The following is a 24861-nucleotide window of genomic DNA, read 5'->3' on the forward strand; positions in this document are numbered from 1 at the left end:
TTACAGCCGGTTATAAAAAAGCCAGCGAGCGCGCGCCACGGCCCGATGCGGCGCGGGCGCGCGCAGCCCGGCACGGTTTTCGCTGTACCTCCTGCACGGACGGTTGTCGCGACAAGCGTCGCCGTCATCCGGATTTGCTTTCCGACATCGACAGGAGGTGCAGGTGAACGTGACTCACGATCCAGCCAAACCGCCGCTCGCCGGCCGGACCGCACTCGTGACCGGGGGTGGCCGCGGTCTCGGCGAAGCCATTTGCGAAGAGCTTGCGCAGCACGGCGCGCACGTCGTCGTCGCCGATCTCGACGGCGACCGCGCGGCCGCCGTCGCTCAGCGGCTCGAACGCCACGGCGGGCAGGCGGTGGGCCGGCCGCTCGACGTGCGCGACGAAGCATCGGTGCTGCAGGTCGTGCACGACGCGCGCGAATCGCTCGGCGACCTCGACGTGATCGTCAACAACGCGGCGATCGACGTGACCGCGCCGATCGACGACGTGAGCGTCGACGCATGGCAGCAGGTGCTGATGACGAACCTGTTCGGCCCGTACCTGATGTGTCACGCGGCCGTGCCGATGATGAAGGCGCGCGGCAACGGCCATATCGTGAACATCGCGTCGACCGCGTCCAAGCGCGCGTGGCCGAATGCGTCCGCGTATCACGCGACGAAGTGGGGGCTGCTCGGCCTGTCGCACGCGCTGCATGCCGAGCTGCGGCCGAGCGGCGTGCGCGTGTCGGCGATCGTCGCGGGCGGGATGCGCACGCCGTTCCTGCTCGACCGTTTTCCGGACATCGACGAGGACACGCTGCAGCCGCCGGAGCACGTGGCGGCCGCCGTGCGCTTCGTGCTGACGCAGCCGCCGGGCACCGTGGTGCCGGAGCTGATGGTGCTGCCGATGAAGGAGACGTCATGGCCCTGAAGCGCGAACGGCGGCTGCCCGGCGCGGTGCTGCTCGACAAGGACGGCACGCTGCTCGACGACGTGCCGTACAACGTCGATCCCGCGCGCATGCGCCTCGCGCCGGGCGCGGCGCGCGCACTGCGCACGCTCGGCGCGACCGGGATGCCGCTGGCGGTCGTGTCGAACCAGCCGGGCGTCGCGCTCGGCCGCTTTACCGAACAGGAGCTTGGCGCGGTCCGCCAGCGTCTCGCCGAATTGTTCGAAGCGAACGGCGCGACGCTGGCGGATTTTTTTTACTGCCCGCATCACCCGCGGGGCAGCGTGCCGCGCTACACCTGCGACTGCCTCTGCCGCAAGCCGCGCCCCGGCATGCTGCGCCGCGCGCTGGCCGCGCTCGGCGCCGCGCCCGAATGGAGCTGGATGATCGGCGACATCCTCGATGACGTCGAGGCCGGCCGCACCGCGCGCTGCGGCACGATCCTGGTCGACTGCGGCAACGAGACCGAGTGGCGGCTCAACGCCGCGCGCACGCCGCATCACGTCGTCGATCGCGTCGACCTGGCCGCCGACATCGTCGTACGCGAAGCCGCGCTTCGGCACGGCTCGTGGGTGCGGCCATGAGCACGGCCTGGAGCCGCGCGCGCCGCATCCTGTGCGTGCGGCTCGACAGCATCGGCGACGTGCTGATGACCACGCCCGCGCTGCGCGCGCTGAAGGAGAGCGGCGCCGATCGTCACCTGACGCTGCTGACGTCGCGCACGGGCGCCGCGCTCGCGAAGCATCTGCCGATGGTCGACGACGTGTGGAGTTACGACGCGCCATGGGTCAAGCACCCCGACGTGCGCGGCGACCCCGTGGCCGATCTCGACATGATCGACCGGCTGCTGGCTGGCCGTTTCGACGCGGCCGTGATCTTCACCGTCTACAGCCAGAATCCGCTGCCCGCCGCGATGATGTGCTGGCTCGCCGGCATCCCGCTGCGGCTCGCGCATTGCCGCGAGAACCCGTATGAACTGCTGACCGATCGCGTGCCGGAAACGGAACCGGAATCGCACGTGCGCCACGAGGTCGCGCGCCAGCTCGCGCTGGTGCGTGCCGTCGGCGCGAAGACGGCGGACTGGCGGATGGCGTTCGAGCCGGGCGACGCGGCGCGGCATGCGGTGCATGCGCGCCTGCAGGCCGCGTTGCAGCGCTTCGGCGGCGCGCGCCAGCCGGCGGCGGCGCGCCCGCGGTGGCTCGTGGTCCATCCGGGCGCGACCGCCGCGTCGCGGCGCTGGCCGGCCGAGCGTTTCGGCGACGCGGCCGCCGCGGTCGCGCCGCTGTTCGACGGCATCGCGGTGACGGGCGGCGCGGACGAGCGCGCGCTGGTCGACGCGGTGTGCGAACGGGCGGGGCCGCGCGCGGTGCCGCTCGCGGGCGTGTTGCCGCTCGGCGAACTCGGCGCGCTGATCGAGACGGCCGACCTGGTGCTGTCGAACAACAGCGGCCCCGTGCATCTCGCGGCCGCGCTCGGCACGCCGGTGGTCGACCTGTATGCATTGACCAATCCGCAGCACACGCCGTGGCGTGTGCCGCACCGTGTGCTGAACGTCGACGTGCCGTGCCGCAACTGCTACCGCAGCGTGTGCAACCAGCCCGGCCATCCGTGCTTGAGCGGCGTGAGCGTCGACGACGTCGTCAACGCCGTGCACGCGTTGCTGCGCGGCAGCGCGCGCCATGCGCAACGCACGGCCGCGCGGGCTGCCGCGGACGTCCGCGAGCCGGTCGCGGCGCACGCATCGAACGTGATTCCGTTCGCGCACGTCATCACGAGGAACTGACGCATGCCTGATCCGATCCATACGCTCGGCATCAACGCCGCCTTCCACGACAGCGCCGCGTGCATCGTGCGCGACGGCGTCGTGATCGCGGCGGCCGAGGACGAACGCTTCACGCACGTGAAGCACGCGAAGCGCCCGGTGCCGTTCTCGACCTGGGAATTGCCTTTCCACGCGATCGACTATTGCCTCGCGGAAGCCGGCATCACGCTCGCCGACGTGGACCACGTCGCGTATTCGTACGACCCTTCGTTCGAACTCGACCGCGAAGGCGCGGCGCCGGCGCTGACCTTGCCGCTGTCGCCGTCCGCGCATGCACCGCGCGAGGACGGCGCGTCGCCGTGGCATCCGCTGTTCCTGTCGTCGATCGTCAACGCGCCGCGCCAGCTCGCGGGCGGCGTGCCGCATCATCTGCAGCGGCGCTTTCGCGGCGTCACGCACGACGGGCCGTTTCGCTGGCATTTCGTCGAGCACCACCTCGCGCACGAGGCGAGCGCGTTTCTCGCGGCGCCGTTCGAGCGCTGCGCGGTGATGACGATGGACGGGCGCGGCGAGCGCGCGACGACGAGCTACGGCGTATTCGACGGCCGCTCGTACCGGCGGCTCGGGCAGGTGAACCTGCCGCACTCGCTCGGGCTGCTGTACGAGCGCGTGACGCGCTATCTCGGCTTCCTGCACTCGTCGGACGAATACAAGGTGATGGCGCTCGCGTCGTACGGCAAGCCGGTGTTCGCCGACGAGATGCGCAAGCTGGTGCAGTATCGCGGCGAAGGCCGCTACGACGTGCGCGACGAGGATCTCGCGGCACGGTTCGGCCCGCCGCGCGAACGCGGCGGCCCGATCGAGCCGCATCATTACGACATCGCGCATGCGTTGCAGCTCGTGCTCGAGGAGACGACGCTGCAGGCGGTCGACTGGCTGGCCGGCGAGACCGGCGAGCGGCAGCTCGCGATGGCGGGCGGCGTCGCGCTGAACTGCGTGATGAACGCGAAGATCCGCGATCGCGGCCCGTTCGACGACGTGTGGGTGCAGCCGGCCGCCGGCGACGCGGGCACCGCGCTCGGCGCCGCGCTGTGGACCGACTTCCGGATGCGCGGCGTGCGCGGCGGCTGGCGGATGGATCATGCGTACCTCGGGCCGGCCTACGACGACGGCGCGATCGAGGCGTTCCTGAAGGAAGCGCAGCTGCCGTACCGGCGGCTCGACGACATCGCCGCGCAGACGGCCGCGCTGCTCGCCGCGAACCGCGTGATCGGCTGGTTCCAGGGGCGCATGGAGTTCGGCCCGCGCGCGCTCGGCGCGCGGTCGATCCTCGCGTCGCCGATCGACCCGGACATGCAGCACAAGCTGAACCGGATCAAGGATCGCGAGGATTTCCGGCCGGTCGCGCCGGTCGTGCTCGAGGATCGCGCGCATCACTGGTTCAGCGGCGGCCGGCGCACGCCGCTGCGCGCGCCGTTCATGCTGTTCGTCTACGACGTCGTGCCCGAGCGCGCCGACCGGGTTCCGGCCGTGCGCCACATCGACGGCACCGCGCGTGTGCAGACCGTCGACGAGACGCAGCATCCGCTGCTGCATGCGCTGTTGACCGAGTTCGACGCGCTCACCGGCGTGCCGGTGCTCGTCAACACGTCGTTCAACACGCGCGGCGAGCCGATCGTGTGCTCGCCGCGCGACGCGGTCGAATGCTTCTGGACATCGCCGCTCGACGCGCTCGTGATCGGCCCGTTCCTGCTGGAGAAACCGAGATGAACATGCGCGACACGCACCTGCCGCCGGTCGTATCGGTCGTCGTGCCGACCTACCGGCGGCCCGATCTGCTCGAACGCTGCCTCGACGCGCTGTGCGCGCAGGTGTTCGATCCGACGACCTACGAGATCGTCGTCGTGGACGACGATCCGGCCGGCAGTGCGCGCGCCGTCGTCGATGCGTGCCGCGCGCGCGTGACCGACGTGCCGGCGATCCGCTACATGACCGCGCCCGACACGCAAGGGCCGGCCGGCGCGCGCAACGTCGGCTGGCGCAGCGCGGGCGGCGCGCTGATCGCATTTACCGACGACGACACGATTCCCGATCCGACCTGGCTGCGCCACGGCGCGGCCGCGCTGCTGGCCGAGCCGTCGGCGGCGGCCGCGGCCGGCCGGATCGACGTGCCGTTGCGGCCGTGCCCGACCGACTACGAACGCGACGCGGCGGGGCTCGCGCATGCGGAATTCGCGACCGCGAACTGCTTCGTGCGGCGCGCGGCGCTCGAACGCATCGGCGGCTTCGACGAACGCTTCACGCGCGCGTGGCGCGAGGACGCCGACCTGATGTTCGCGCTGCGCGAGCATGCGGGGCCGATCGTCGAGGCCGACGCCGCGCGCATCGTGCATCCGGTGCGTCCCGCGCGCTGGGGATCGAGCATCGGCGCGCAGTCGAAGGTGTATTTCGATGCGCTGCTGTACAAGAAGCACCGCGCGACCTACCGGCGTCACATCCGGCCCGTGCCGCCGTGGCATTACTACGCGGCCGTGCTCGCCGCGCTCGGCGCGATCGGCTGTTTCGCCGCCGGCTGGCCGGCGCCGGCCATCGTGTGCGCGGCGGTGTGGGCCGCGATTACTGCCGGGTTCTGCGCGAAACGGTTGCGCGGCACGCAGCTCACGGCGTCGCACGTGGCCGAGATGATCGTCACGTCCATCGCGATTCCGCCCGTGTCGTTGTACTGGCGCATGCGCGGCGCGCTTCACTTCCGGGTGATTTTCCTTTGACGTCCTCTTCTCCCTGAAGGTTGAGCGCGTGTTTCCGCGTGTCGTTGCAGAAGTGCCAGACGGAGTTCACCGCGCGGCTCTGCTTGTTGAGCAGTCCGTCGAGCGATTTCACCCGGTAGCGATAGACAAGGATCATGCCGGCCATTTAAACGGTGGAATGCCGCTGTCAAACAGCGGCGCTCCTTTTCTCCCGGTCCTGAAGGACAGGGTTTTTCGGAGCAACTGATGAAGCTCGATCCCAGCGTCGATTCCGACGGCCCGCGCGGTCCGAAGCGGATCGCGGTGTTCCGTGCGTTGCAGCTCGGCGACATGCTGTGCGCGGTGCCCGCGCTGCGCGCGCTGCGGCGCGGCGAACCGGACGCGCGCATCACGCTGATCGGCCTGCCGTGGGCGCGCGAGTTCGCATCGCGCTTTTCCGACTACATCGACAGCTTCATCGCGTTCCCCGGCGCGCCGGGCCTCGCCGAGCAGCCCGAGCCCGACGCGGCCGCGCGCGAGGCGTTCATCGCCGAATGCCGCGCACGCGACTTCGATCTCGCGATCCAGCTGCACGGCAGCGGCGCGCACACGAACGCGATCGTCGCGTCGCTCGGCGCGACGCGCACGGCCGGCTTCGTGCCGGCCGGCGGCGGCACGACCGCGCTCGACTGCGCGCTCGCATGGCGCGACGACGAACCGGAAGTGGCGCGCTATCTGGCGCTCACGCGCAAGCTCGGCTACGCCGACTGGGGCGACTACCTCGAATTCCCGCTCGGCGGCCTCGACTATGCGCTGTGGCACGTGCTCTGCGACGAACATGCGCTCGATCCCGGCCGCTACGTGATCGTCCATCCCGGCGCGAGGATGGCGTCGCGACGCTGGCCGGTCGAACGCTTCGCGCTCGCCGCGCGGCAGCTCGCGGACGACGGCTGGCAGATCGTGCTGACCGGCACGCGCGGGGAACTGGGGCTGGCGAGCGCGTTCGCCGAGCATCTCGGACGGCCGTGCGTGAACCTGTGTGGCCGCACGCCGCTCGGCGCGCTGGCCGCGCTGATCGCCCGTGCGCGGCTGCTGTTGTGCAACGACACGGGCGTATCGCACGTGGCGGCGGCGCTCGGCACGCCGAGCATCGTCGTCGCGTGCGGCAGCGATACGGCCCGCTGGGCGCCGCTCGACGCCGAACGTCATCGTGTGCTCGCGAACTACCCGGCGTGCCGGCCGTGCATGTTCGATACCTGCCCGTACGGGCACGAGTGCGCGATCGCGATCCGCGTCGGCGATGTGATGGACCGGGCGGGCGAACTGCTCGCGGAGGAGAGACGTCATGTCACGTAAGCGGTTGCGCGTGCTTACCTGGCACGTGCATGGCAACTATCTGTATTACCTGTCGCAGGCGCCGCACGATTTCTACATCGTGACGAAGCCGCAGCATCCGCCCGGCTATGCGGGCCGCGTGGGGCACCTGCCGTGGGGCGACAACGTGCACGAGGTGCCGGCCGAATGCGTGCGCGACACCGCATTCGACTGCGTGCTGTATCAGCACGCGAAGCACTACGAGCACGACCGCCTGCGGCTGCTGAGCGAAGCGCAGCGCGCGCTGCCGACGCTGTTCGTCGAGCACGATCCGCCGCGCGAGCATCCGACCGACACGCTGCATCCGGTGCAGGATCCGAACGTGCTGCTGGTGCACGTGACGCCGTTCAACGCGCTGATGTGGGACAACGGCGTGACGCCGACGCGCGTGATCGAGCACGGCGTGCTGGTGCCGAAGGACGTCGAGTATCGCGGCACGCTGCCGAAGGGCGTGGCCGTCGTGAACAACCTCGCGCGCCGCGGCCGGCGCCTCGGTGCGGATGTGTTCGAGGTCGTGCGGCACAGCGTGCCGATCGACCTGGTGGGGATGGGCTCGTGCGAACTCGGCGGGATCGGCGAGGTGCCGAACCCGGCGTTGCCGCAATTCCTGTCGCACTACCGGTTCTTCTTCAATCCGATCCGCTACACGAGCCTCGGGCTCGCGGTGATCGAGGCGATGATGATCGGGCTGCCGATCGTCGCGCTCGCGACGACCGAGATGGCGCAACTCGTGAAGACGGGCAGCAACGGCGTGGCCGACACGCGGCCGGCCGTGCTGATCGATGCGATGCGGATGCTGATCCGCGATCAGGAACTCGCGCGCGAGTGGGGCGCGGCGGCCAAACGCGACGCCTGCGAGCGATTCGGCATCGAGCGCTTCGCGCGCGACTGGGACGCTGCATTGCGGGACGCGACGGCGTGACGGTGTAGGGCGGTGTGAGCGCGGCGCGACCCGCCGCGCTCACTACGGCGTCGCGGGCGGCGAAGCGGGCGCGGTGCCGGCATTCGCGGTGTTCGCGGCATTCGGCGCCGCCGGCGTGTTGCCGCTCACCGCATTGCGTTCGCTTTCGGGCAGCAGCGCGAGGCGGTTGTACAGTGTTTTCAGGCTGATGCCGAGCGCCTTCGCGGTGCGTGGCTTGTCGCCGTTGAAGTGCCGCAGCGACGCGACGATGAAGCGCTGCTGCGTATGCGCGAGCGTCGTGCCGATATGCAGCGTCATCGCGTTGTGGCGCACTTCCTCGCGCGGCGGCGGCCGGCGCGGCAATTGCAGTTCGATCTGCTCGTCGGCGAGGATGAACGCGCGCTCCAGCGCATTGCGCAGCTCGCGCACGTTGCCGGGCCACGTGTACGTGCGCAGCGCCTTCATCGCCTGCGTCGACAGGCGCTTTCTCGTGCGGTGCCGCGCGTTCAGCCGCTCGACGATCTCCAGCGCGATGTCGCCGACGTCGTCCTCGCGCTGCCTGAGCGCGGGCACGTGCAGCGCGATCGGCGCGATTCGGTAGAACAGGTCTTCGCGCAGCGTGCCGTTGCGCAAGGCCTCGACGGGATCGTGATGGGTGGCCGCGACGATCCGCACGTCGAGCGGGATCGCCTCGTGGCCGCCCACGCGCACGATCGTGTTGGTTTCGAGCGTGCGCAGCAGCTTGACCTGCAATTCGAGCGGCATTTCGGCGATTTCGTCGAGAAACAGCGTGCCGCCTCGCGCGGCTTCGAACATGCCCACATGTTGTGCAACGGCGCCCGTGAAGCTGCCTTTTTCGTGACCGAACAAGTGCGATTCCGCGATGTCTTTCGGAATCGCGCCGCAGTTGACGGGCACGAACGGACCGCGCCGACGCGGGCTCATGTCGTGAATGAGGCGGGCGACGATATCCTTGCCCGCCCCGCTTTCGCCGACCACCAGCACACTCACGCGGGTGGCGGCGACGCGCGACACTTTCAGCAGCAGATCCTGAATGGTTCGCGAACGGCCGAACAGTCGCGTGCCGTCATCGTCGGATTTCGACATGGAGTATGACCGGGTTGGGAAGTTTTGACCGAATGTGTCATGACCGGTAAAAAATGGCGTGGCATTCGCCGTTTTTTACGTATCTTCAGAATACCTTTTATACCGGTGCGACGACATTGAATCTGACAATGCGGTGTGCGCGAACAGATAGATTTATTCGATGAACGACGAATGCGAGACACCATTCTTCTATACTGCTAAGCACGCGTTTTCAGTGCAGGACGGCTTGTCCGCCCATTCTTGTGTGCGGCGTTGAAGATGCCGTCGTGAACAGGCCATGACGACGTGCATGGCGCCGCACGTGTCGCGGTACCGGCCGATGTGTGCGTCGGGCCGCATTACCAGGAGCCTCGATGCCTTACGTCCTGATCGTCGAAGACGATGCCGATACGCGAACGATGCTCGCCACGCTCGCACGCACGCAGCAACTCACGTGCGATACCGCCGCGACGCTTGAAGAAGCGCGCACGCTCGTCTCGACGCATACCCCCGATCTCGTGCTGTGCGATCTCGTGCTGCCCGACGGCAACGGGATGGATCTGTTCGATGCGTTGCCCAAGCGCGCGCATTGCGAAATAGTGCTGACCACCGGCCACGCGAGCCTCGATACCGCGATCGATGCATTGCGGCGCGGCGCGACCGACTATCTCGTGAAGCCGCTCAACATGCAGCGGCTGAACAGCATCTTCGCGCGCGTGCCGCGCACGACCGCGCTGCACGAGGAAATCGCGGAGCTGCGCTCGGAACTGCAGCGCCTCGGCCGCTTCGGCCGCATGCTCGGCAGTTCGCCCGCGATGCAGGCCGTCTACGATGCGATCGGCCGCGTCGCGCGCACCGAAGCGTCGGTGCTGCTCACCGGCGAGTCGGGCACCGGCAAGGAACTCGCCGCGCAAACCGTGCACGACCTGAGCCTGCGCCGCCGCGGGCCGTTCCTCGCGGTGAATTGCGGCGCGATCGCCGCGAATCTCGTGGAGAGCGAGATGTTCGGCCACGACCGCGGCAGCTTCACCGGCGCGGAACGCCAGCACAAGGGCTTCTTCGAACGCGCGGACGGCGGCACGCTGTTTCTCGACGAAATCACCGAAATGCCGGTCGAATCGCAGGTCAAGCTGTTGCGCGTGCTGGAAACCGGGCGCGTCACACGGCTCGGCTCGACACGCGAGATCGACGTCGACGTGCGCATCGTCGCCGCGACGAACCGCGACCCCGAAGCCGCGATGGCCGACGGCAAGCTGCGGCCCGACCTGTTCCACCGGATCAACGTGTTCCCGATCCCGCTGCCGTCGCTGCGCGAACGCGGCGACGACATCCCGATGCTCGCCGATGCGTTTCTGCAGCGCTACAACGAGGAGAGCGGCCGCAACCTGCGCTTCTCGCCGGCCGCGCGCGAAGCGTTGAAAACCTACGAATGGCCCGGCAACGTGCGCGAGCTGCGCAACTTCGTGCAGCGCGCGAGCATCTTCACCGATGCCGACGTGATCGACACGCTGCCGCCGCCGATCATGGACGAACTATCCAGCATGGTCGATTCGCACGAGGATCGCGTGACGGTGCCGTTCGGTACGCCGCTCGAGGAAGTCGACCGCAAGCTGATCCTCGGCACGATCGCCCAATGCGGCGGCGTGAAGGCGCAGGCGGCCGAGGTGCTCGACGTCAGCCTGAAGACGATCTACAACCGGCTCGCGCAACTGGAAGACGAAGCGGAGAAGCCCGATTCCTGATGCCGCTACGATCGCGCTCATGTTTCGGTTCCGGCCTCGCGGCGCGTATCGCGCGCGAGGCGTCGGCGCATGCGTTCGACGTGCGGCGGGATCGCGCGTCGTTCGCGCACGATCCACGGCAGCCCGGCGAACGTGCGCACGATCGCGCGTTCGCGGCGCAGCAGCGGCAGCATGCGCACCGTATGCAGCCACGCGGCGGCGGCCGGCCATCTGAGCCACGCGGTCCACACGGCGTTGCGGGCGGCGGTGCGCTCGCGCGTCGGCCGGTCGCGCCGCGTCGACGGATGGTGATGGACGGTGAGGCCCGGCGCATACACGAGCCAATGCCCCGCGCGAGTCAGGTCGAGCGCGAGCAGCGCTTCCTCGCCGCCCAGAAAGTAGCGCGGATGATAGCCGCCCGCGTGCACGAACGCGTCGCGCCGGAACGCGGTCGCGCCGGCCAGCAGCCCGAGGATCGGCCTGCCCGGCAGCGCGACGGGCGCGTCGAGCGGGCTGTCGGCCATCAGCCGGCAGGTCGGATCCTCGCGCTCGTCGGGGCCGACCAGCACGCGCGCGGTGACGGCCGCGACGTGCGGATACGCATCGAGCAGGTTCGCGGCTTCGGCGATCGAGCCGGGCGCCCACCACGTGTCGTCGTCGCAGAACGCGACGTAGCGCGTGCGTGCGACGTCGACGCCGAGATTGCGGCCGGCCGCGCCGAGGTTGCCCGGCGCATGCACGAGCGCGACGTGCGCAAAGCGCGCGTGGATCAACGCGGCCGTCTCGGCGTCGCCGCCGTTGTCGACGACGACGATCGCCGGCCGGTCGGGCAGCGCGCACAGGTGTTCGAGCGTGCACGCGAGTTCGGCCGGGCGCCGGCAGGTCAGCACGACGGCCGTCACGCGCGGTTCGGCCGGCGGCAGCGCGGCGCGCGGGGGCGTTACACGGACGTGACGTCGCATTCGAGTCGCCAGATCGTTTCGGGTTCGCGGAGAGCGGCACGCATATGAGGCTCGAGCAGCGTCACCTGGCTGGCATACGCGTCGACGGCGGCGGCTTTCGCGGCGACGCCGTCCGTCTCGCTGCCGGCCGGCGCGGCGGCCGGATGCGCGATCCAGCCGCGTTCGCGCCAGCCGATCACGCGCTTGGCCATCAACCCGTCGATGCGACGATAGGGCACGTCCTCGTAGAAGCGCCAGAGGCGCGATGCGTCGTCCGGCGGATCGTCGTCACGCAGCAGCCGGAGCATGGCCTCTTGCACCTGCAGATGATCGTGGTGGAACAGGCCGGCCGGCGCGAGCACGCCGAAGCCGGGGTGCGCGTCGATCACGTCGGCCACGCACGCCGCGATCGCGGTCGACGTGGCCGGCACGCCGTACTGATCGTCGAGGAAATCGAGCCACAGCGGGCGTGCGTCGAGCAGCGCGAGCGCGCGGCGGTCTTCGTCGCGGCGCGCGCGCACCGCTTCGTCGGCGTGGCGGAACCCCGCGCGGCGATCCCACGGTGGCGCGGGCGTGCCGCGCGGCGGAATTCCCGCGAAGACGGTGACGACGATCGAGCCGGGCGCCTGCGCGAGCAGTTTCCCGCAACTGAAGACGGCATCGTCGAGATGCGGCGAGACGACGAGCCAGCGTGTCGGGTCGGGCATGGCGTGAAGATCTCCATCGTGAGCGGCCGGGCCGCCGGTGCGAATCGGCCAGCATGCGGGCCAGCACGTGTCGTGCCCGCCGCCGGCTGCCGTCGACTGTCCCCGCAGGAGCGTGTCCAATGAGCGAAATTGCACGGCCGCAGGCCGGAAATTACGCAACGGCCGTGATGCTGGTCGCGATCGCGACCGTGCTGCAGACACTCGCGATCCGGTTCGGCGGCGTGAATCTGCCGTTCGTGCTGTATTACCCGCTGCTCGCCGGCGCCGCGTGGGCGACGTCGTTCCTGTTCGGCATCGTGTCGACGGTCGTCAGCGGGCTCTTGATCTGGACGCTGTTCCTGTCCGATCCCGCCGCCTATACGGCGCCGCTGCCCGAGCGGCTCGTGCAGCTCGGCGCGTTCATGCTGATCGGTGCGCTGGTATGCGCGGTCGCGTCGCTGCTGCATCACACGCGGCTCACGAACGATCGCGCGCGCCGGCGCGAGGCGGCCGCGCGCCGGCAACTCGAAGCCGTGCTGCGCGCGCTGCCGCACGGCGTGGTCGCGACCGATCCGAACGGGCGGCTCACCTATCTCAACGCGGCCGCGGCCGAACTCGTCGGCTGCCGGGCGGACGATGCGATCGGCCGGCCCGTGCGCGACGTGCTGCGGCTCGTCGATCGCGAAGGCCATCGCGTGCCGACCACGCCGCTCGACCACGCGCTCGGCGGCGCCGAGGCGACGTCCGACCGCCACTGGCTGCAGGCCGGCAGCGGCGAGCCGGTGCCGATCGTCGCGGTCGCGTCGCCGATCGGCGACGGCCACGGCAACCTCGACGGCGCGGTGCTGCTGCTGCGCGATGCCGGGGCGGAGCGGGCGCGCGTCGACGCGTCGCGGCTTCAGCATGCGGTCGTCGATGCGTCGCCGGACGCAATCGTCGGAATCGACGCGAGCGGCCGCATCGCGAGCTGGAACGCCGCGGCGCAACGGATCTTCGGATACGACGAGGCCGATGCGCGCGGCCGCCGGTTCGACACGTTGATCGCGCGGCGCTGGCTGCGGCTCAACCCGCTCGCCGAATCGTTCGACACGATGCAGGAGCCCATCGGGCCGCTCGAACTGTTGTGCGTGCGACGCGACGGCCGGCGTTTTCGGGCGACGGTATCGGCATGCCCGGTGCTCGGCGAGGCACGGGCGTGGGTCGCGCTGTCGCTGACGTTGCGCGAAACCGGCGCGCAGCGCCGCCGCGACCTGCGGGCGCAGCGCTCGCTGCAGGGTGCGCGCAATGCGCTCGACCAGGCCGACACGTCGAACCGGCTGAAGGACGAGCTGCTGGCCACGGTATCGCACGAATTGCGCACGCCGCTGAACGTGATCTACGGATGGATCGAGGTGCTGCGCAATACGAGCGACCCCGCGTTGCAGCATCAGGCGGTCGACGCGATCGACCGCAGCGCGCGCTCGCTCACGCGGATGGTCGGCGACATCCTCGACGCGTCGTCGCTCGCGACCGGCAAGCTGCGGCTCGATGCGACGCCGGTCGACGTCGTGCGGCTGTTCTCCGACCAGGTCGGCACGTTCCAGACCGCCGCGTCGTCGGCCGGCATCCTGCTCGAATTTGACTGCGCCGCGCCCGCGTGCATCGTGTCCGGCGACGCCGAGCGGTTGCGCCAGATGCTGTCGAACCTGATCTCGAACGCACTGAAATTCACGCCGACCGGCGGCAGCGTGATGGTCGGCCTCGTGCGGGACGACAAGCAGGCGGTGTTGACCGTGGTCGATACCGGGCAGGGCATCGCGACGGAGTTCGCGCCGTACGTGTTCGACATGTTCCGCCGCGCGGACGATTCGCCCGCGTCGCCGCGGCGCGGGCTCGGGCTCGGCCTGTCGATCGTGCGGCACATCGCGGAGCTGCACGGCGGCCGCGTGAGCGTCGCGAGCGCGGGCCGCAATCTCGGCACGACGTTCACGGTGACGCTGCCGGCCGGCTGGCAGCCGGCCGGCGCGATGGCGTGGAGCATCGTGCAGGGCAGCCGCCGCGACGCGCTGGTGCTCGACATGCACCGCATCCTGATCGTGGATGACGACGCGACCACGCGTGCGAGCCTCACGGCCGCGCTCACCACGTTCGGCGCGGCCGTCGCGATCGCGTCGTCCGGCCGCGAGGCGCTCGCGATGGTGGCCGACATCCGCCCGACGGTCGTGCTGTCCGATCTCGCGATGCCCGACGGCGACGGCTTCTGGCTGCTGGACGCATTGCGGCGCGGCGCGACGAACGGCGACGGCGGCCCGTTCGACGTGCGCGTGCTGGCCGTCACCGCGCATGCGGGCCTCGCCGACGAACGCCGTGCGCTGGAGGCCGGCTTCGACGGCTACCTGTGCAAGCCCGTCGACGTGCGCGAGCTGGCGCACAAGATCGCGCACGTGACGAAGCGCGACGGCTGACGCGCGTCGCATGGCGGCGGCGTCAGGTCGCGTCGGATCGCGTCAGGTGGTGGGCGCCGGCCGGTTCTGCGTGTGGACTTGCGCGAGCAGATGCGACGCGATGCGCGTGCTGCGCACGAGGTCGCCGGGCGCGTGGTGCGTGACCTGACGTTGAATGAAGTAGCGCGCGGTATGCGCGAGCCCGTTCGCGAACGTCGTCGTCGCGCGCCAGCCGAGCCGCTTCTGCGCGGCCGCCAGATTCGGCCGCCGCTGACGCGGATCGTCGGACGGCAGCGGCCGGAACTCGATCGGCACGTTCGCGCCGACGACCCGCACCACTTCACGCGCGACGTCGATCATCGCGATCTCGACGTCGCTGCCGAGATTGACCGGCTCGCTCGCGTCGCCCGGTTCCTCCATCAGCCGGATCAGCGCGTCGATCATGTCGTCCACGTAGCAGAACGAGCGCGTCTGCTTGCCGTCGCCGTAGACGGTCAGCGGCTGTTCGGCGAGCGCCTGCGTGACGAAGTTCGACACCACGCGCCCGTCGGCCGGATGCATGCGCGGCCCGTAGGTATTGAAGATCCGCGCGATCCGTACGTCGACGCCGTACTGGCGGTGGTAGTCGGCGAACAGCGTTTCCGCGCAGCGCTTGCCTTCGTCGTAGCACGCGCGGATGCCGGTCGGATTGACGCGGCCGCAATAGTGCTCGTCCTGCGGGTGGACGTCGGGGTCGCCGTACACCTCGCTCGTCGACGCCTGCAGGATGCGCGCCTTCACGCGTTTCGCGAGGCCGAGCAGGTTGATCGCGCCGTGCACGCTGGTCTTCGTCGTCTGCACGGGGTCGCGCTGGTAGTGGACGGGCGACGCCGGACACGCGAGGTTGTAGATTTCGTCGACTTCGACGTAGAGCGGAAACGTCACGTCGTGCCGCATCAGCTCGAAGTTCGGTGCATCGAGCAGGTGCGCGATGTTGTCCTTCGCGCCCGTGTAGAAATTGTCGACGCACAGCACGTCGTGCCCGGCCGTCACCAGGCGTTCGCACAGATGCGACCCGAGAAAGCCGGCGCCGCCGGTGACGAGCACGCGTTTTCGATCGTAGCCCTTCATTACGTATTCTCCTTGCGGTTTGCGAGCACGCCTCGCGTGGTGGCGACCGGCGTGCGCCGGCCGGTGCCGGCCGACGTGCCGGCGCGCTGCGCGTGGGCGACGTCGCGGTAGATGTCGACGAGCCGGTCGGCTACGCCTTGCCACGTGTAGAAGCGATGCGCGCGCAGGTAGCCGGCGCGGCCGAGCGCCGCGCACAGGTCGGGTTGCGCCCGCAGTTGCACGAGGCGCGTGGCGAGCGCGGCCGGGTCGCGCGGCGGCACGAGATAACCGGTGGCGCCGTGGTCGACCGTCGTGCGAATGCCGCCGACGTCGCTGCCGATCACCGGCGCCGCGCACGCCATCGCCTCGACCGGCGTGATGCCGAACGGCTCGTACCACGGCGTCGTCACGAACACGTCGGCCGCGCTGTAGTACAGGTGCAGCGCGTCGCGATCGCGCCGGCCGACGAAGGTCACGCGGTTCGCGATGCCGAGTTCGTGCGCGAAGGCGGCGAGCCGCGCGAGTTCGGGGTCGCGCGCGGGGTCGGGCGTCGCCTGGCTGCCGCCGACGACGTACAGGTGCGTCGGCCGTTGCGGATCGTGCGGCATGCGCGCGAGCGCGTCGATCACGGTGTCGATGCCCTTGCGCGGCACGAGGCGGCCCAGCTGAAGTACGACGAATGCGTCCTGCGGCCAGCCCAGCCGCGCGCGTGCATCGACGCGCGGTACCGGCCGGAATTCCTGTGCGTCGAAGCCGCACGGCACGATCTCGATCCGCGCGGTATCGGCGCGATAGTGTGTCGTCAGATCCAGCGCATCCTGCGGGCATTCGGCGATCAGGCGGTCCGAGCGGCGCGCGAGCGTGTCCTCGATCGCGAAGCGCGCGTCGGGGAAGCCGTCGGCCGTGCCCTGATGCAGCCGGCGCACGCGACCGAGCGCGTGGAAGGTCGTGACGAGCGGGATGCCGAGCGTTTTTTTCACACGCAGCGCGGCATCGCCGGACATGAAGAAGTTCGCGTGCATCACGTCGACCGGGTCGGGCTCGCGCCGCATGCGCGCGATCATGTATTGCGCGAATGCGCCCATGTACGGCAGCAATTGCTCCTTCGGCACGTCGGTCGGCGGCCCGGCCGGCACGTGGATCACGCGCATGCGCGGGCCGATCGGCACCACCTCCGGCAAGTGGGGATTGTCGCAGCGCGTGTAGACGTCCACGTCGAGGCCGCGCTCCGCGAGCTGCTTCGCGACGTTGGCGACATAGATGTTCTGGCCGCCGGCATCGACGCCGCCGATCACGCCCAGCGGCGATGCATGTTCACTGATCAACGCAATTCTCTGCATGGTAGTGCTCCCGATATCGGGGCCGCGCACACGGGCCGCCGTTATCGCCCCTCGGCAATCGGCATGCCTGCCGCATGGCGGGGAAAACCGCTTCCCCCTGTGCCGCAAAAATTACAACGCGTTGGATGAAAGGGCGTCCGATCGCGATGGCGCGCAGGCATGCGGCGCACGCGGCGCGGCACGCGATTTGCGCGACTTCTGCTCACCCGCCGGTTCGTCCGGCCCGATGAAAAGGAGGTCACGATGAAGGTATCCCCGCTGCAAGCCCGCACTCCGCGCATCCGCCATCAGCGCGCGCTGCGCACCGGCATGGCGGTCGCGATCGCCGCGGCCACCGCATGCATGGTGGTCGCGCCGAACGCGCTCGCCGCCGGCGACGACGGGGCGTCGTCGTCGACGTCGTCGCACTCGAGCACCCGCACGAAGATCCGCGACGCGACGATCACGACCAAGGCGAAGGCCGAGCTGACCGGCACGAGCGGTCTGTCGTCCGGCGACATCCACGTGAAGACGCGGCACGGCACCGTGACGCTCACCGGCAGCGTGCCCGACGAGCAGCAGCGCACGCAGGCCGTCGGCGTCGTGAAGCAGATCGACGGCGTGCAGAGCGTGCGCGACCAGTTGACCATCCGGCCCAAATAATCGCGATGCGACCGTAACAGGAGTCCACTGATGAATTGCATGCTCAAACCGGTCGGCGAACAGACGATCGTGATCACCGGCGCGACGAGCGGCATCGGTCTCGTCACCGCGCGCAAGGCGGCACGGCGCGGCGCGAAACTCGTGCTGTTCGCGCGCAATGAGGACGCGCTGAACACGCTGTGCGAGGAAATCCGCCAGCACGGCGGGCTCGCGGTGCCGGTCGCCGGCGACGTGGGCAACATCGAGGATCTGCAGCGCGCGGCCGCGACCGCGGCCGACACGTACGGAGGCTTCGACACCTGGGTGAACAACGCGGGCGTGTCGATCTTCGGCACGGCGGCCCAGGTGCCGCTCGAGGATCAACGCCGGCTGTTCGACACCAACTACTGGGGCGTCGTGCACGGCTCGCTCGTCGCGGCCGACCATTTCCGGCGCAAGGGTGACTTCCACGGCGGCGCGATCATCAACATGGGCAGCGAGGCGTCCGACGCGCCGTTGCCGCTGCAAAGCGCGTACGTCGCGTCGAAGCATGCGGTGAAGGGCTTCACCGATTCGCTGCGGCTCGAGATGGAAGCCGATCATCTGCCGGTGTCCGTCACGCTGATCAAGCCGGCCGCGATGGACACGATGTTCGTGATGCACGCGAAGAACTACATGAACGTCGAGGCGAAGCTGCCGCCGCCGATCTACGACCCCGAGCTGGTGGCCGACGCCGTTCTGTTCGCGGCCGCGCATCCGCGCCGCACGCTGTTCGTCGGCGGCGCCGCGAAGTTCGCGTCGGCGAGCGCGTATCACGCGCCGCGGCTGTTCGATCGCGTCGCGGCCACGCTGTTCTCGCGCGGCCAGCGCACGGTGCGGCCCGCGCGGCCGCGCGACGACAACGCGCTGTACGACTCGCGCCACGCGCTGCACGAGCGCGAAGGCATGGAAGGGACGGTGCTGCGCAGCTGTGCGTACAACACGGTGGTACAGCGCCCGAAGGTCGCCGGCGCGGTCGCGCTCGGCGCGGCGGCGCTGGTGTTTGCCGCATTCGCGCGGACGCGCCGTTCGTCCGCGTGATTTCGATCATTTTCCAAGGAGGCTTTCATGACATCCCGACAACATACGGGCCACGAATACAGCCACTCGCGCGCGCACGAAGGCGAGCGCACGCAGCAGGATCACGACAAGGGCGGGCACCAGACGGGCCACGGCAAGCCGCCGAGCCCGGTCGACGTGCAGAAGGCGCTGAAGGGGATGGATTATCCGGCGAGCAAGTCGGACGTCGTGCAGTGCGCGGAACGCTCGCATGCGAGCCGCGAGGTGCTCGACATGCTGCGCAAGATTCCGGAGCGCGAGTACGACACGCCGGCATCGGTATCGAAGGAACTCGGGCGGCTGATGTAAGGGCCGCCCCGTCGCGCCGCGTGCGTGCGCGCGCGGCGCATCCCAATCCCTCACGAGGAGCACGACCATGGCGATGATCGTCGCAGGCCGTTTCACGACGTTCGACGAAGCGGAAGGTGGGGCGCGTCACCTCTACGAGCGCGCGTTCGGGCCCGACGACGTGTCGATCTTCTTCCTGAACCCCGGCGGCCAGCACGCGCGCTTTCCGATCGGCGGCGACGTGTACGCCGACACGGCGGCGAAGCCGGGCGGGCGCGGCGCGATGGTCGGCGCGATGCGCGGGCTGCTGATCGGCGTCGTGATCGGATTGATCGTATATGCGCTCGGCCTGCGCTACTGGTTCGTGCCGGCCGCCGGCGCGCTGGCCGGCGCGTATCTCGGCGCATTCGGCGGCGCGCTCGGCCGGATGCGCGGCGAGCAGGCCGAAGGCAAGGGCACGCTCGCGCGCAGCGAAACCGGCGTGATCCTCGCCGCGCGCGTGACGCCCGACACCGCGACGGCCGCGGAAGACGTGCTGCGCGCGACCGGCGCGAAGTCGATCGAGCGCGTCGAAGGCGACTGGCAGGACGGCGAATGGCGCGATTTCGACCCGGTGCGCCGGCCCGACGAAGCCGCGTCCCGCGGCCCGCGCTGACTACGCCCTTTTTCCAAACGCTTGCAATGCCACCCGCGCGCGCATGGCCGCCGCGTGCGGGCGGGCGTGCGCCGCACGTGGCACGCCGCTTGCGCAGCATCCGCGGCACCCGTTCAAGGAGGAACCCATGAGCACCGCACAGACTCCACCCCCGCAGAAACAGACGCAGCAGCCGGGCACCGAGCGCGGCATGCAGCCGAAGCCGCGCGACGAAGCGGCGGACTACGTCGGCAGCGGCAAGCTCGCCGGCAAGGTCGCGCTGGTGACGGGCGGCGACAGCGGGATCGGCCGCGCCGTGGCGATCGGCTTCGCGAAGGAAGGCGCGGACGTCGCGATCGTCTATCTGGAGGAATCCGACGACGCCGCGCATACGAAGCAGTTGATCGAGCAGGCCGGCCGGCGCTGCGAGGCGATCGCCTGCGACGTGGGCGATCGCCGGCAGGCGCGCGACGCGGTGGCGCGCACGGTCGAGCGGCTCGGCCGGCTCGACGTGCTCGTCAACAATGCGGGCGAGCAGCATCCGCAGCCGGGCATCGAGGACGTGTCCGAGGAGCAGCTGGAACGCACGTTCCGCACGAACGTGTACGGGATGTTCTTCTGCACGCAAGCCGCGCTGCCGCACATGAAGCAGGGCGGCCGCATCGTCAATACCGCGTCGGTCACCGCGTATCACGGCAGCCCGAAACTGCCCGACTACTCGGCGACCAAGGGCGCGATCGTCGCCTTCACGCGCTCGCTGTCGATCGAGCTGGCCGAGCGCGACATTCGCGTGAACGCGGTCGCGCCGGGGCCGATCTGGACGCCGCTGATCCCGTCGACGTTCACGCCCGAGCAGGTCGCGAAATTCGGCTCGAACGTGCCGCTCAAGCGGCCCGGCCAGCCGGACGAACTGATCGGCTGCTACGTGCTGCTCGCCTCCGAAGGCGCGAGCTACATGACCGGGCAGACGCTGCATCCGAACGGCGGCTCGATCGTCGGCGGCTGATGGCCGTTTCCACGCAAGCACAAGGAGAAAGCAGATGAGACAACCCCACTGGACGATCGCTGCGCTCGCCGCCGGCGTGCTCGCCGTATCGGGGCTCGCCCGCGCGCAGATGCCGAGCGAGCCGCCCGCGTCGAATGCGCATGTGCCGGGCGGCGTGATCAATCCGTCGTCGGGCGCGGCCGGTGCAGGCGATTCCGGCATCGCGAAAGCGCCGAAGGGCACCGACGCGGAGTTCGTCGACAAGGCCGCGATGGCCGGCAAGGCGGAGGTACAGGCGAGCCAGCTCGCGCTGAAGCAGGCGCAGTCGGCGGACGTGCGCGCGTTCGCGAAACGGATGGTCGCCGATCACGGCAAGGCGAACGCGAAGCTCACCGAAATCGCCGCGCGAAAGGGCATGAAGCCGCAGGTCGAGCAGATTTCCGATCCAGACGTCGAGGCGCTGCGCGGCAAGCGCGGGCGCGACTTCGACACCGCGTATCTCGCGGCGGCCGGCCCGGATGCGCACAAGAAGGCGGTTGCGTTGTTCGAAGACGAAGCACGCGACGGCAAGGACGCGCAGCTGCGCGCGTTCGCCCGATCCACGCTGCCGACGCTCAAGCATCACTTGAGCATGGCGGAAACGCTGGCACGCAAGGTGGGCGCGCAGTAACGCGCGCCCGGTTCCACCCCAGGGCCGCACTTGCGGCCCGCTTTTTCGGAGAAGCAGTCATGGCCCAACGGCAATCGAAGCACGAAGGTATCCTCGAACTGCTCTGCCAGGCATACGAAACCGAGCTTGGCGGCGCGAAGATCTACGAGGCCGCGCTCCAGTGCGCGACCGACGAGGACCTGCACAAGGAATGGGAGAAGTACCATCGCGAGACGCTGCATCACCAGGAGGTGCTGCGCAAGGTGTTCGACACGCTCGGCCTCGATCCCGATGCGAAATCGCCGGGGCGCGCCGCGGTGGCGGCGACCGGCGAATCGCTGGTGCGGGTGATCGAGCAGGCGAAGCAGCAGGCCGACCCGGCCGTCGCGCAGGTCGTCGCGGCCGAGTGCGTGGTGCTGGCCGAAACCAAGGATCACCTGAACTGGGAGCTGATCGGCTACGCGGCGGATCAGTTGCCCGACAGCGACGCGGCGAAGGTGTTGAAGGCCGCGCACGACGAGGTCGAGGCCGACGAGGATCATCACCTGTATCACACGCGTGGCTGGGCGCGCGAGATGTGGATCGAGTCGATGGGCTTCAAGGCGGTGCTGCCGCCGCCGGAAGAAGTGAAGAAGGTGGAGTCCGCCGCCGATGCGGCGCGTGCCGAGCGCTCGCGCGGCAAGATGATGTAATACGCGGTTGTAGTACGCGGGCAAGCGGGCTGCGTCGCATGCGGCGCCGCCCGTGTTCCATCCGGTTGCGTACGCAACCGTCCACGCAGCGGCCCAGTGAGGTTCGATCGCTTACGAAAGCAGATCGACGATCATCGTCGCCACCGAGGCCGCCATCAGCGCGACCGCCAGCCAGCCGAACAGTTTCGATACCGGGCCGCTGCCGGGCTGGCCGGCCGCATTGCGCCGGCGCGCCAGCAGCATCACGAACACGAGCATCGGCACCGCCGCGATGCCGTTGAGCACGGCGCTCCAGTACAGCGCGCGGATCGGGTCGATCGGGCTGAAGCAGATCGCGATGCCGACGATCACGCACAGCGCGAGCACCGTGTAGAACGCGGGCGCGCGCCGCACGGGCTCGTTCAGCCCTTCGCGGAACCGCCACGCTTCCGCGCAACCGTAGGCCGCGCTGCCCGCGAACGCGGGAATCGCGAGCAGCCCGCAGCCGACGATGCCGAACGCGAACACCAGGAACGCGGCTTCGCCGGCGATCGGCCGCAACGCCTCGGCGGCCTGCGCGGTGCTGCCGATGTCGTGCCGCCCGCGCGCGAAAAACACGGCCGCGCCGATCACCATGATGCAGAACGACACCGCGTTGGTCACGATCATCCCGGTCCACGTGTCGAACGTGATGCGCCGTTCGGTCTCGCGGCGCGCGGCCGGCGCGCATGACTGGTCGCCGTTGCGGCGCTCCGCCTGGGTCTCCTCGACCTCGAGCGCGGCCTGCCATACGAACAGGTAGGGGCTCAGCGTCGTGCCGAGCACCGCGACCGCGGTCGTCGCATAGTCGTGCGTGAACGAAATCTGCGGCAGCGCGATGGCACGCAGCAGATTGCCCCAGTCGACGTGCACGAAGCCGAGTTCGATCACGTACGCGAGCAGGCCGAGCGTCATCCATTTGAGCCAGCGCGCGTAGCGCTCGTAGGACAGCAGCACCTGTAGCCCGAGCGACGCCAGGCCGTATACCGGCGCATACCAGTAGCTGCGGCCGCCGACGACGAGCGCCGTCGCATCGCCCATCGCCGCGAGATCGGCGCCGACGTTCACGACGTTGACGATCACGACCATCACGATCAGCGTCTTCGCGATGCGATCGGAAAAGTGTGCGCGGATGCCGGCCACGAGCCCTTCGCGATTGCGTCGCCCGATGAACGCCGCCGCGAGCTGCACGGCGACCATCATCGGCAGCGTGACGACGATCATCCACAGCATGTTGAAACCGAACTGGCTGCCCGCCTGCGCGTAGACGGCGACGTTGCTCGGATCGGCGTCGGACGCGCCCGCGAGCAGGCCGGGACCGAGCCGCCGATACCACGGTTTCGCGGCCGGCGGCGCGTCGGCGGCCGGCCGGACGTCTTCGTCCGGGCCGCTCATCCCGCGTCCCCGTGCGACGCGCGAGCGCCGCCGCGGCGCCGCTCGCGTGCGAGCCGCGATGCGGTGCGCAACGCGTCGACCAGCGTGCGGTACGCGCGTTCGCGGGAATCGGCGCCGCGTGTGCGCAGCACGTACGACGGGTGATAGGTCGCGACGACGAGCCGGCCGTCGTCGGTGCGCACCGGTGCGCGCGTGCGCTCCAGTGTCGCGTCGTTGTCCTGCAGCACCGCGCGCAGCGCCGTCGCGCCGAGCGCGACCACCACGCGCGGCTGGACGGCGTCGAGCTCGCGCTCGAGCCAGTAATGGCATGCGGCCACTTCGCGCTGCGCGGGCGTCTTGTGCAGCCGCCGCTTGCCGCGCGGTTCCCACTTGAAGTGCTTGACCGCGTTCGTCAGGTAGACGTCCGAGCGTTCGATCCCGGCCTCGTCGAGCGCGCGATCGAGCATGCGGCCGGCCGCGCCGACGAACGGCACGCCCGCGCGGTCCTCCTGGTCGCCCGGCTGCTCGCCGACCAGCATGATCGGCGCGTCGACGGGCCCGGCGCCGGGCACCGGCTGCGTCGCGTGTTCCCACAGCGCGCAGCGGCGGCACGCGTCGAGCGTGGCCGGTGCGTCGCCGTCGGCCGGCGTCGTCGTCGTTTTTTCGCGATCGGGCGTTTTGCGTGTCATGCGGCCTCTCCGGCGCAGGCCCGACGGGCGGCGTGCCGCGCGCCCGCGGAACATGCCGGCACCGGTGTTGTCGCACGTGCTGAGGAAAGCAAACCGGAGGATCGAAGCCGCATCGCGCGCATGAAGGACTCCTGGGTCGACGATGCGAACGAGACAGCAACCGGCATGCCGGATGCAGTCGGCATGGGCGCGCGCCTTGCGGGGCCACCCCGTCCAACGACAGGAGAAGCACGATGCAACCCGAACCCGGCGACGATCCGGCCGCCGACGACGTGCTGTTGTGGCGCGCACCCGACAGCGTGCCGCGCCGCCCGCGCCGCGTGCTGGTCGTCGACGACTATCGCGATGCGGCCGATGCGCTGCGCCTGCTGCTGGAGGCGCGCGGCTTCGAGTGCCGGGTCGCCGACGATCCGTTCTCCGTGTGCGACGTCGCGCGCGCGTGGCAGCCGTTCGCGGTCGTGCTCGACATCGCGATGCCCGGCCTCAACGGGCTGCAGCTTGCCGCGCGGCTGCGCGGCGATCCGCAAACCGCCGACATGCTGCTCGTCGCGTGCAGCGGGCTCGTGTCGCGACTCGATTGCGAACGGGCGAAGGAAGCCGGCTTCGACGCGCACTGTGCGAAGCCGCTGACGCCGCACCGGCTGCTGGGCTACCTCGAATCGGCGAGCGGCGGCGCCGTGAGGGCCGACGAGGACGTTACACGACCCTTGTAAAAAGGCTGGCGGGCGGCGGATGCGGCGTTTTCCCACCGCCGCCCGAGGACAAAAAAACGCCCCGCACAGGCGGGGCGTATCGAACGCATGCCGAACGCAGGCGCCGGCGAACCGGCGCCG

24 protein-coding genes and 1 pseudogene are annotated in these 24861 nt (G+C 69.9%); 17 read left to right on the plus strand and 8 right to left on the minus strand.

Features of this window, described 5'->3' with window-relative positions:
- Nucleotides 1-163 precede the first annotated feature (163 nt).
- From AC3IFE_RS05660 to AC3IFE_RS05680, 5 genes are read left to right on the plus strand one after another with little or no spacing between them, the layout of a single operon-like run.
- The gene (locus AC3IFE_RS05660) at nucleotides 164-913 is read left to right on the plus strand and encodes an SDR family oxidoreductase (RefSeq protein WP_489189841.1); all 750 of its coding nucleotides are present in this window, start codon (nucleotides 164-166) and stop codon (nucleotides 911-913) included.
- A complete protein-coding gene (locus tag AC3IFE_RS05665) occupies nucleotides 904-1515 on the plus strand; it encodes a D-glycero-alpha-D-manno-heptose-1,7-bisphosphate 7-phosphatase (RefSeq protein ID WP_089471187.1) in 612 nt (203 codons plus the stop codon). The genes AC3IFE_RS05660 and AC3IFE_RS05665 overlap by 10 nt, the downstream gene beginning before the upstream one ends.
- Nucleotides 1512-2714 carry a glycosyltransferase family 9 protein gene (locus tag AC3IFE_RS05670; RefSeq protein ID WP_489189842.1) on the plus strand — a complete coding sequence of 401 codons (1203 nt, stop codon included), beginning with the start codon at nucleotides 1512-1514 and terminating at the stop codon, nucleotides 2712-2714. Before AC3IFE_RS05665 ends, AC3IFE_RS05670 begins: the two co-directional genes overlap by 4 nt.
- A gap of 3 nt (nucleotides 2715-2717) precedes the next feature.
- On the plus strand, nucleotides 2718-4463 hold the full coding sequence (locus tag AC3IFE_RS05675) for a carbamoyltransferase family protein (protein ID WP_489189843.1): 1746 nt from the start codon (nucleotides 2718-2720) through the stop codon (nucleotides 4461-4463).
- Nucleotides 4460-5461 (plus strand): glycosyltransferase family 2 protein, encoded by a 1002-nt coding sequence (locus AC3IFE_RS05680; RefSeq protein ID WP_089471190.1) that lies wholly within the window; start codon nucleotides 4460-4462, stop codon nucleotides 5459-5461. Before AC3IFE_RS05675 ends, AC3IFE_RS05680 begins: the two co-directional genes overlap by 4 nt.
- Nucleotides 5462-5483: 22 nt before the next feature.
- On the opposite strand, the pseudogene AC3IFE_RS05685 reads toward AC3IFE_RS05680, so the two are convergent.
- Nucleotides 5484-5597: pseudogene (locus AC3IFE_RS05685) on the minus strand (RNA-guided endonuclease InsQ/TnpB family protein); the annotation flags it as partial.
- A gap of 89 nt (nucleotides 5598-5686) precedes the next feature.
- Between AC3IFE_RS05685 and AC3IFE_RS05690 the strand changes: the two are divergent.
- Both AC3IFE_RS05690 and AC3IFE_RS05695 read left to right on the plus strand, forming a co-directional pair.
- Nucleotides 5687-6775, plus strand: a complete 1089-nt coding sequence (locus tag AC3IFE_RS05690) for a glycosyltransferase family 9 protein (RefSeq protein ID WP_489189844.1) — start codon at nucleotides 5687-5689, stop codon at nucleotides 6773-6775.
- On the plus strand, nucleotides 6765-7715 hold the full coding sequence (locus AC3IFE_RS05695; RefSeq protein WP_089471192.1) for a glycosyltransferase family 4 protein: 951 nt from the start codon (nucleotides 6765-6767) through the stop codon (nucleotides 7713-7715). The genes AC3IFE_RS05690 and AC3IFE_RS05695 overlap by 11 nt, the downstream gene beginning before the upstream one ends.
- A gap of 42 nt (nucleotides 7716-7757) precedes the next feature.
- Here AC3IFE_RS05695 and AC3IFE_RS05700 read toward each other — a convergent pair whose 3' ends face one another.
- Entirely contained in the window at nucleotides 7758-8801 is a 1044-nt protein-coding gene (locus AC3IFE_RS05700) for a sigma-54 interaction domain-containing protein (RefSeq protein ID WP_301736871.1), read from the minus strand.
- A 353-nt stretch (nucleotides 8802-9154) separates the two neighbouring features.
- Here AC3IFE_RS05700 and AC3IFE_RS05705 point away from each other — a divergent pair, with 353 nt between their 5' ends.
- Nucleotides 9155-10522: a sigma-54-dependent transcriptional regulator gene (locus tag AC3IFE_RS05705; protein WP_489189845.1), complete on the plus strand. Its 1368-nt coding sequence runs from the start codon at nucleotides 9155-9157 to the stop codon at nucleotides 10520-10522.
- A gap of 17 nt (nucleotides 10523-10539) precedes the next feature.
- Here the strand turns inward: AC3IFE_RS05705 and AC3IFE_RS05710 are convergent, their stop codons facing one another.
- Nucleotides 10540-11463 (minus strand): glycosyltransferase family 2 protein, encoded by a 924-nt coding sequence (locus tag AC3IFE_RS05710; protein ID WP_489189846.1) that lies wholly within the window; start codon nucleotides 11461-11463, stop codon nucleotides 10540-10542.
- Nucleotides 11442-12149 carry a PIG-L family deacetylase gene (locus AC3IFE_RS05715; RefSeq protein WP_489189847.1) on the minus strand — a complete coding sequence of 236 codons (708 nt, stop codon included), beginning with the start codon at nucleotides 12147-12149 and terminating at the stop codon, nucleotides 11442-11444. Before AC3IFE_RS05715 ends, AC3IFE_RS05710 begins: the two co-directional genes overlap by 22 nt.
- A 119-nt stretch (nucleotides 12150-12268) precedes the next feature.
- Here AC3IFE_RS05715 and AC3IFE_RS05720 point away from each other — a divergent pair, with 119 nt between their 5' ends.
- The gene (locus AC3IFE_RS05720) at nucleotides 12269-14572 is read left to right on the plus strand and encodes a hybrid sensor histidine kinase/response regulator (protein ID WP_489189848.1); all 2304 of its coding nucleotides are present in this window, start codon (nucleotides 12269-12271) and stop codon (nucleotides 14570-14572) included.
- A 42-nt stretch (nucleotides 14573-14614) separates the two neighbouring features.
- Here the strand turns inward: AC3IFE_RS05720 and AC3IFE_RS05725 are convergent, their stop codons facing one another.
- A complete protein-coding gene (locus AC3IFE_RS05725) occupies nucleotides 14615-15661 on the minus strand; it encodes a UDP-glucuronic acid decarboxylase family protein (RefSeq protein WP_089471197.1) in 1047 nt (348 codons plus the stop codon).
- Nucleotides 15661-16980, minus strand: coding sequence for a glycosyltransferase family 4 protein (locus AC3IFE_RS05730; RefSeq protein WP_489189849.1), 1320 nt, complete (start codon nucleotides 16978-16980; stop codon nucleotides 15661-15663). The genes AC3IFE_RS05725 and AC3IFE_RS05730 overlap by 1 nt, the downstream gene beginning before the upstream one ends.
- Nucleotides 16981-17223: 243 nt before the next feature.
- Here AC3IFE_RS05730 and AC3IFE_RS05735 point away from each other — a divergent pair, with 243 nt between their 5' ends.
- The 7 genes from AC3IFE_RS05735 to AC3IFE_RS05765 all read left to right on the plus strand — a co-directional run bounded on the left by AC3IFE_RS05735 (nucleotide 17224) and on the right by AC3IFE_RS05765 (nucleotide 21947).
- The gene (locus AC3IFE_RS05735; protein WP_301736877.1) at nucleotides 17224-17622 is read left to right on the plus strand and encodes a BON domain-containing protein; all 399 of its coding nucleotides are present in this window, start codon (nucleotides 17224-17226) and stop codon (nucleotides 17620-17622) included.
- Nucleotides 17623-17652: 30 nt separating this feature from the next.
- Nucleotides 17653-18681 carry an SDR family oxidoreductase gene (locus tag AC3IFE_RS05740; protein WP_489189850.1) on the plus strand — a complete coding sequence of 343 codons (1029 nt, stop codon included), beginning with the start codon at nucleotides 17653-17655 and terminating at the stop codon, nucleotides 18679-18681.
- 27 nt (nucleotides 18682-18708) lie between these two features.
- Nucleotides 18709-19008, plus strand: coding sequence for a DUF2795 domain-containing protein (locus tag AC3IFE_RS05745; protein WP_089471200.1), 300 nt, complete (start codon nucleotides 18709-18711; stop codon nucleotides 19006-19008).
- Between the two features lie 67 nt (nucleotides 19009-19075).
- Complete coding sequence (locus tag AC3IFE_RS05750) at nucleotides 19076-19642, plus strand: hypothetical protein (protein WP_089471201.1); 567 nt, start codon at nucleotides 19076-19078, stop codon at nucleotides 19640-19642.
- A 127-nt stretch (nucleotides 19643-19769) separates the two neighbouring features.
- Nucleotides 19770-20627 carry an SDR family oxidoreductase gene (locus AC3IFE_RS05755; protein WP_301736879.1) on the plus strand — a complete coding sequence of 286 codons (858 nt, stop codon included), beginning with the start codon at nucleotides 19770-19772 and terminating at the stop codon, nucleotides 20625-20627.
- A gap of 34 nt (nucleotides 20628-20661) precedes the next feature.
- Nucleotides 20662-21276: a DUF4142 domain-containing protein gene (locus AC3IFE_RS05760; RefSeq protein ID WP_489189851.1), complete on the plus strand. Its 615-nt coding sequence runs from the start codon at nucleotides 20662-20664 to the stop codon at nucleotides 21274-21276.
- A gap of 59 nt (nucleotides 21277-21335) precedes the next feature.
- On the plus strand, nucleotides 21336-21947 hold the full coding sequence (locus AC3IFE_RS05765; protein WP_489189852.1) for a DUF892 family protein: 612 nt from the start codon (nucleotides 21336-21338) through the stop codon (nucleotides 21945-21947).
- 111 nt (nucleotides 21948-22058) lie between these two features.
- On the opposite strand, the gene AC3IFE_RS05770 is transcribed toward AC3IFE_RS05765, so the two are convergent.
- Nucleotides 22059-23360 (minus strand): Nramp family divalent metal transporter, encoded by a 1302-nt coding sequence (locus AC3IFE_RS05770; protein WP_489189853.1) that lies wholly within the window; start codon nucleotides 23358-23360, stop codon nucleotides 22059-22061.
- A complete protein-coding gene (locus AC3IFE_RS05775) occupies nucleotides 23357-24028 on the minus strand; it encodes a UdgX family uracil-DNA binding protein (RefSeq protein ID WP_489189854.1) in 672 nt (223 codons plus the stop codon). The genes AC3IFE_RS05770 and AC3IFE_RS05775 overlap by 4 nt, the downstream gene beginning before the upstream one ends.
- Nucleotides 24029-24261: 233 nt before the next feature.
- Between AC3IFE_RS05775 and AC3IFE_RS05780 the strand changes: the two genes are divergently transcribed.
- The gene (locus tag AC3IFE_RS05780) at nucleotides 24262-24741 is read left to right on the plus strand and encodes a response regulator (protein ID WP_489189855.1); all 480 of its coding nucleotides are present in this window, start codon (nucleotides 24262-24264) and stop codon (nucleotides 24739-24741) included.
- Nucleotides 24742-24861: the final 120 nt, after the last annotated feature.

The sequence above is a fragment of the Burkholderia sp. APQ4-4ca genome (assembly GCF_057837105.1).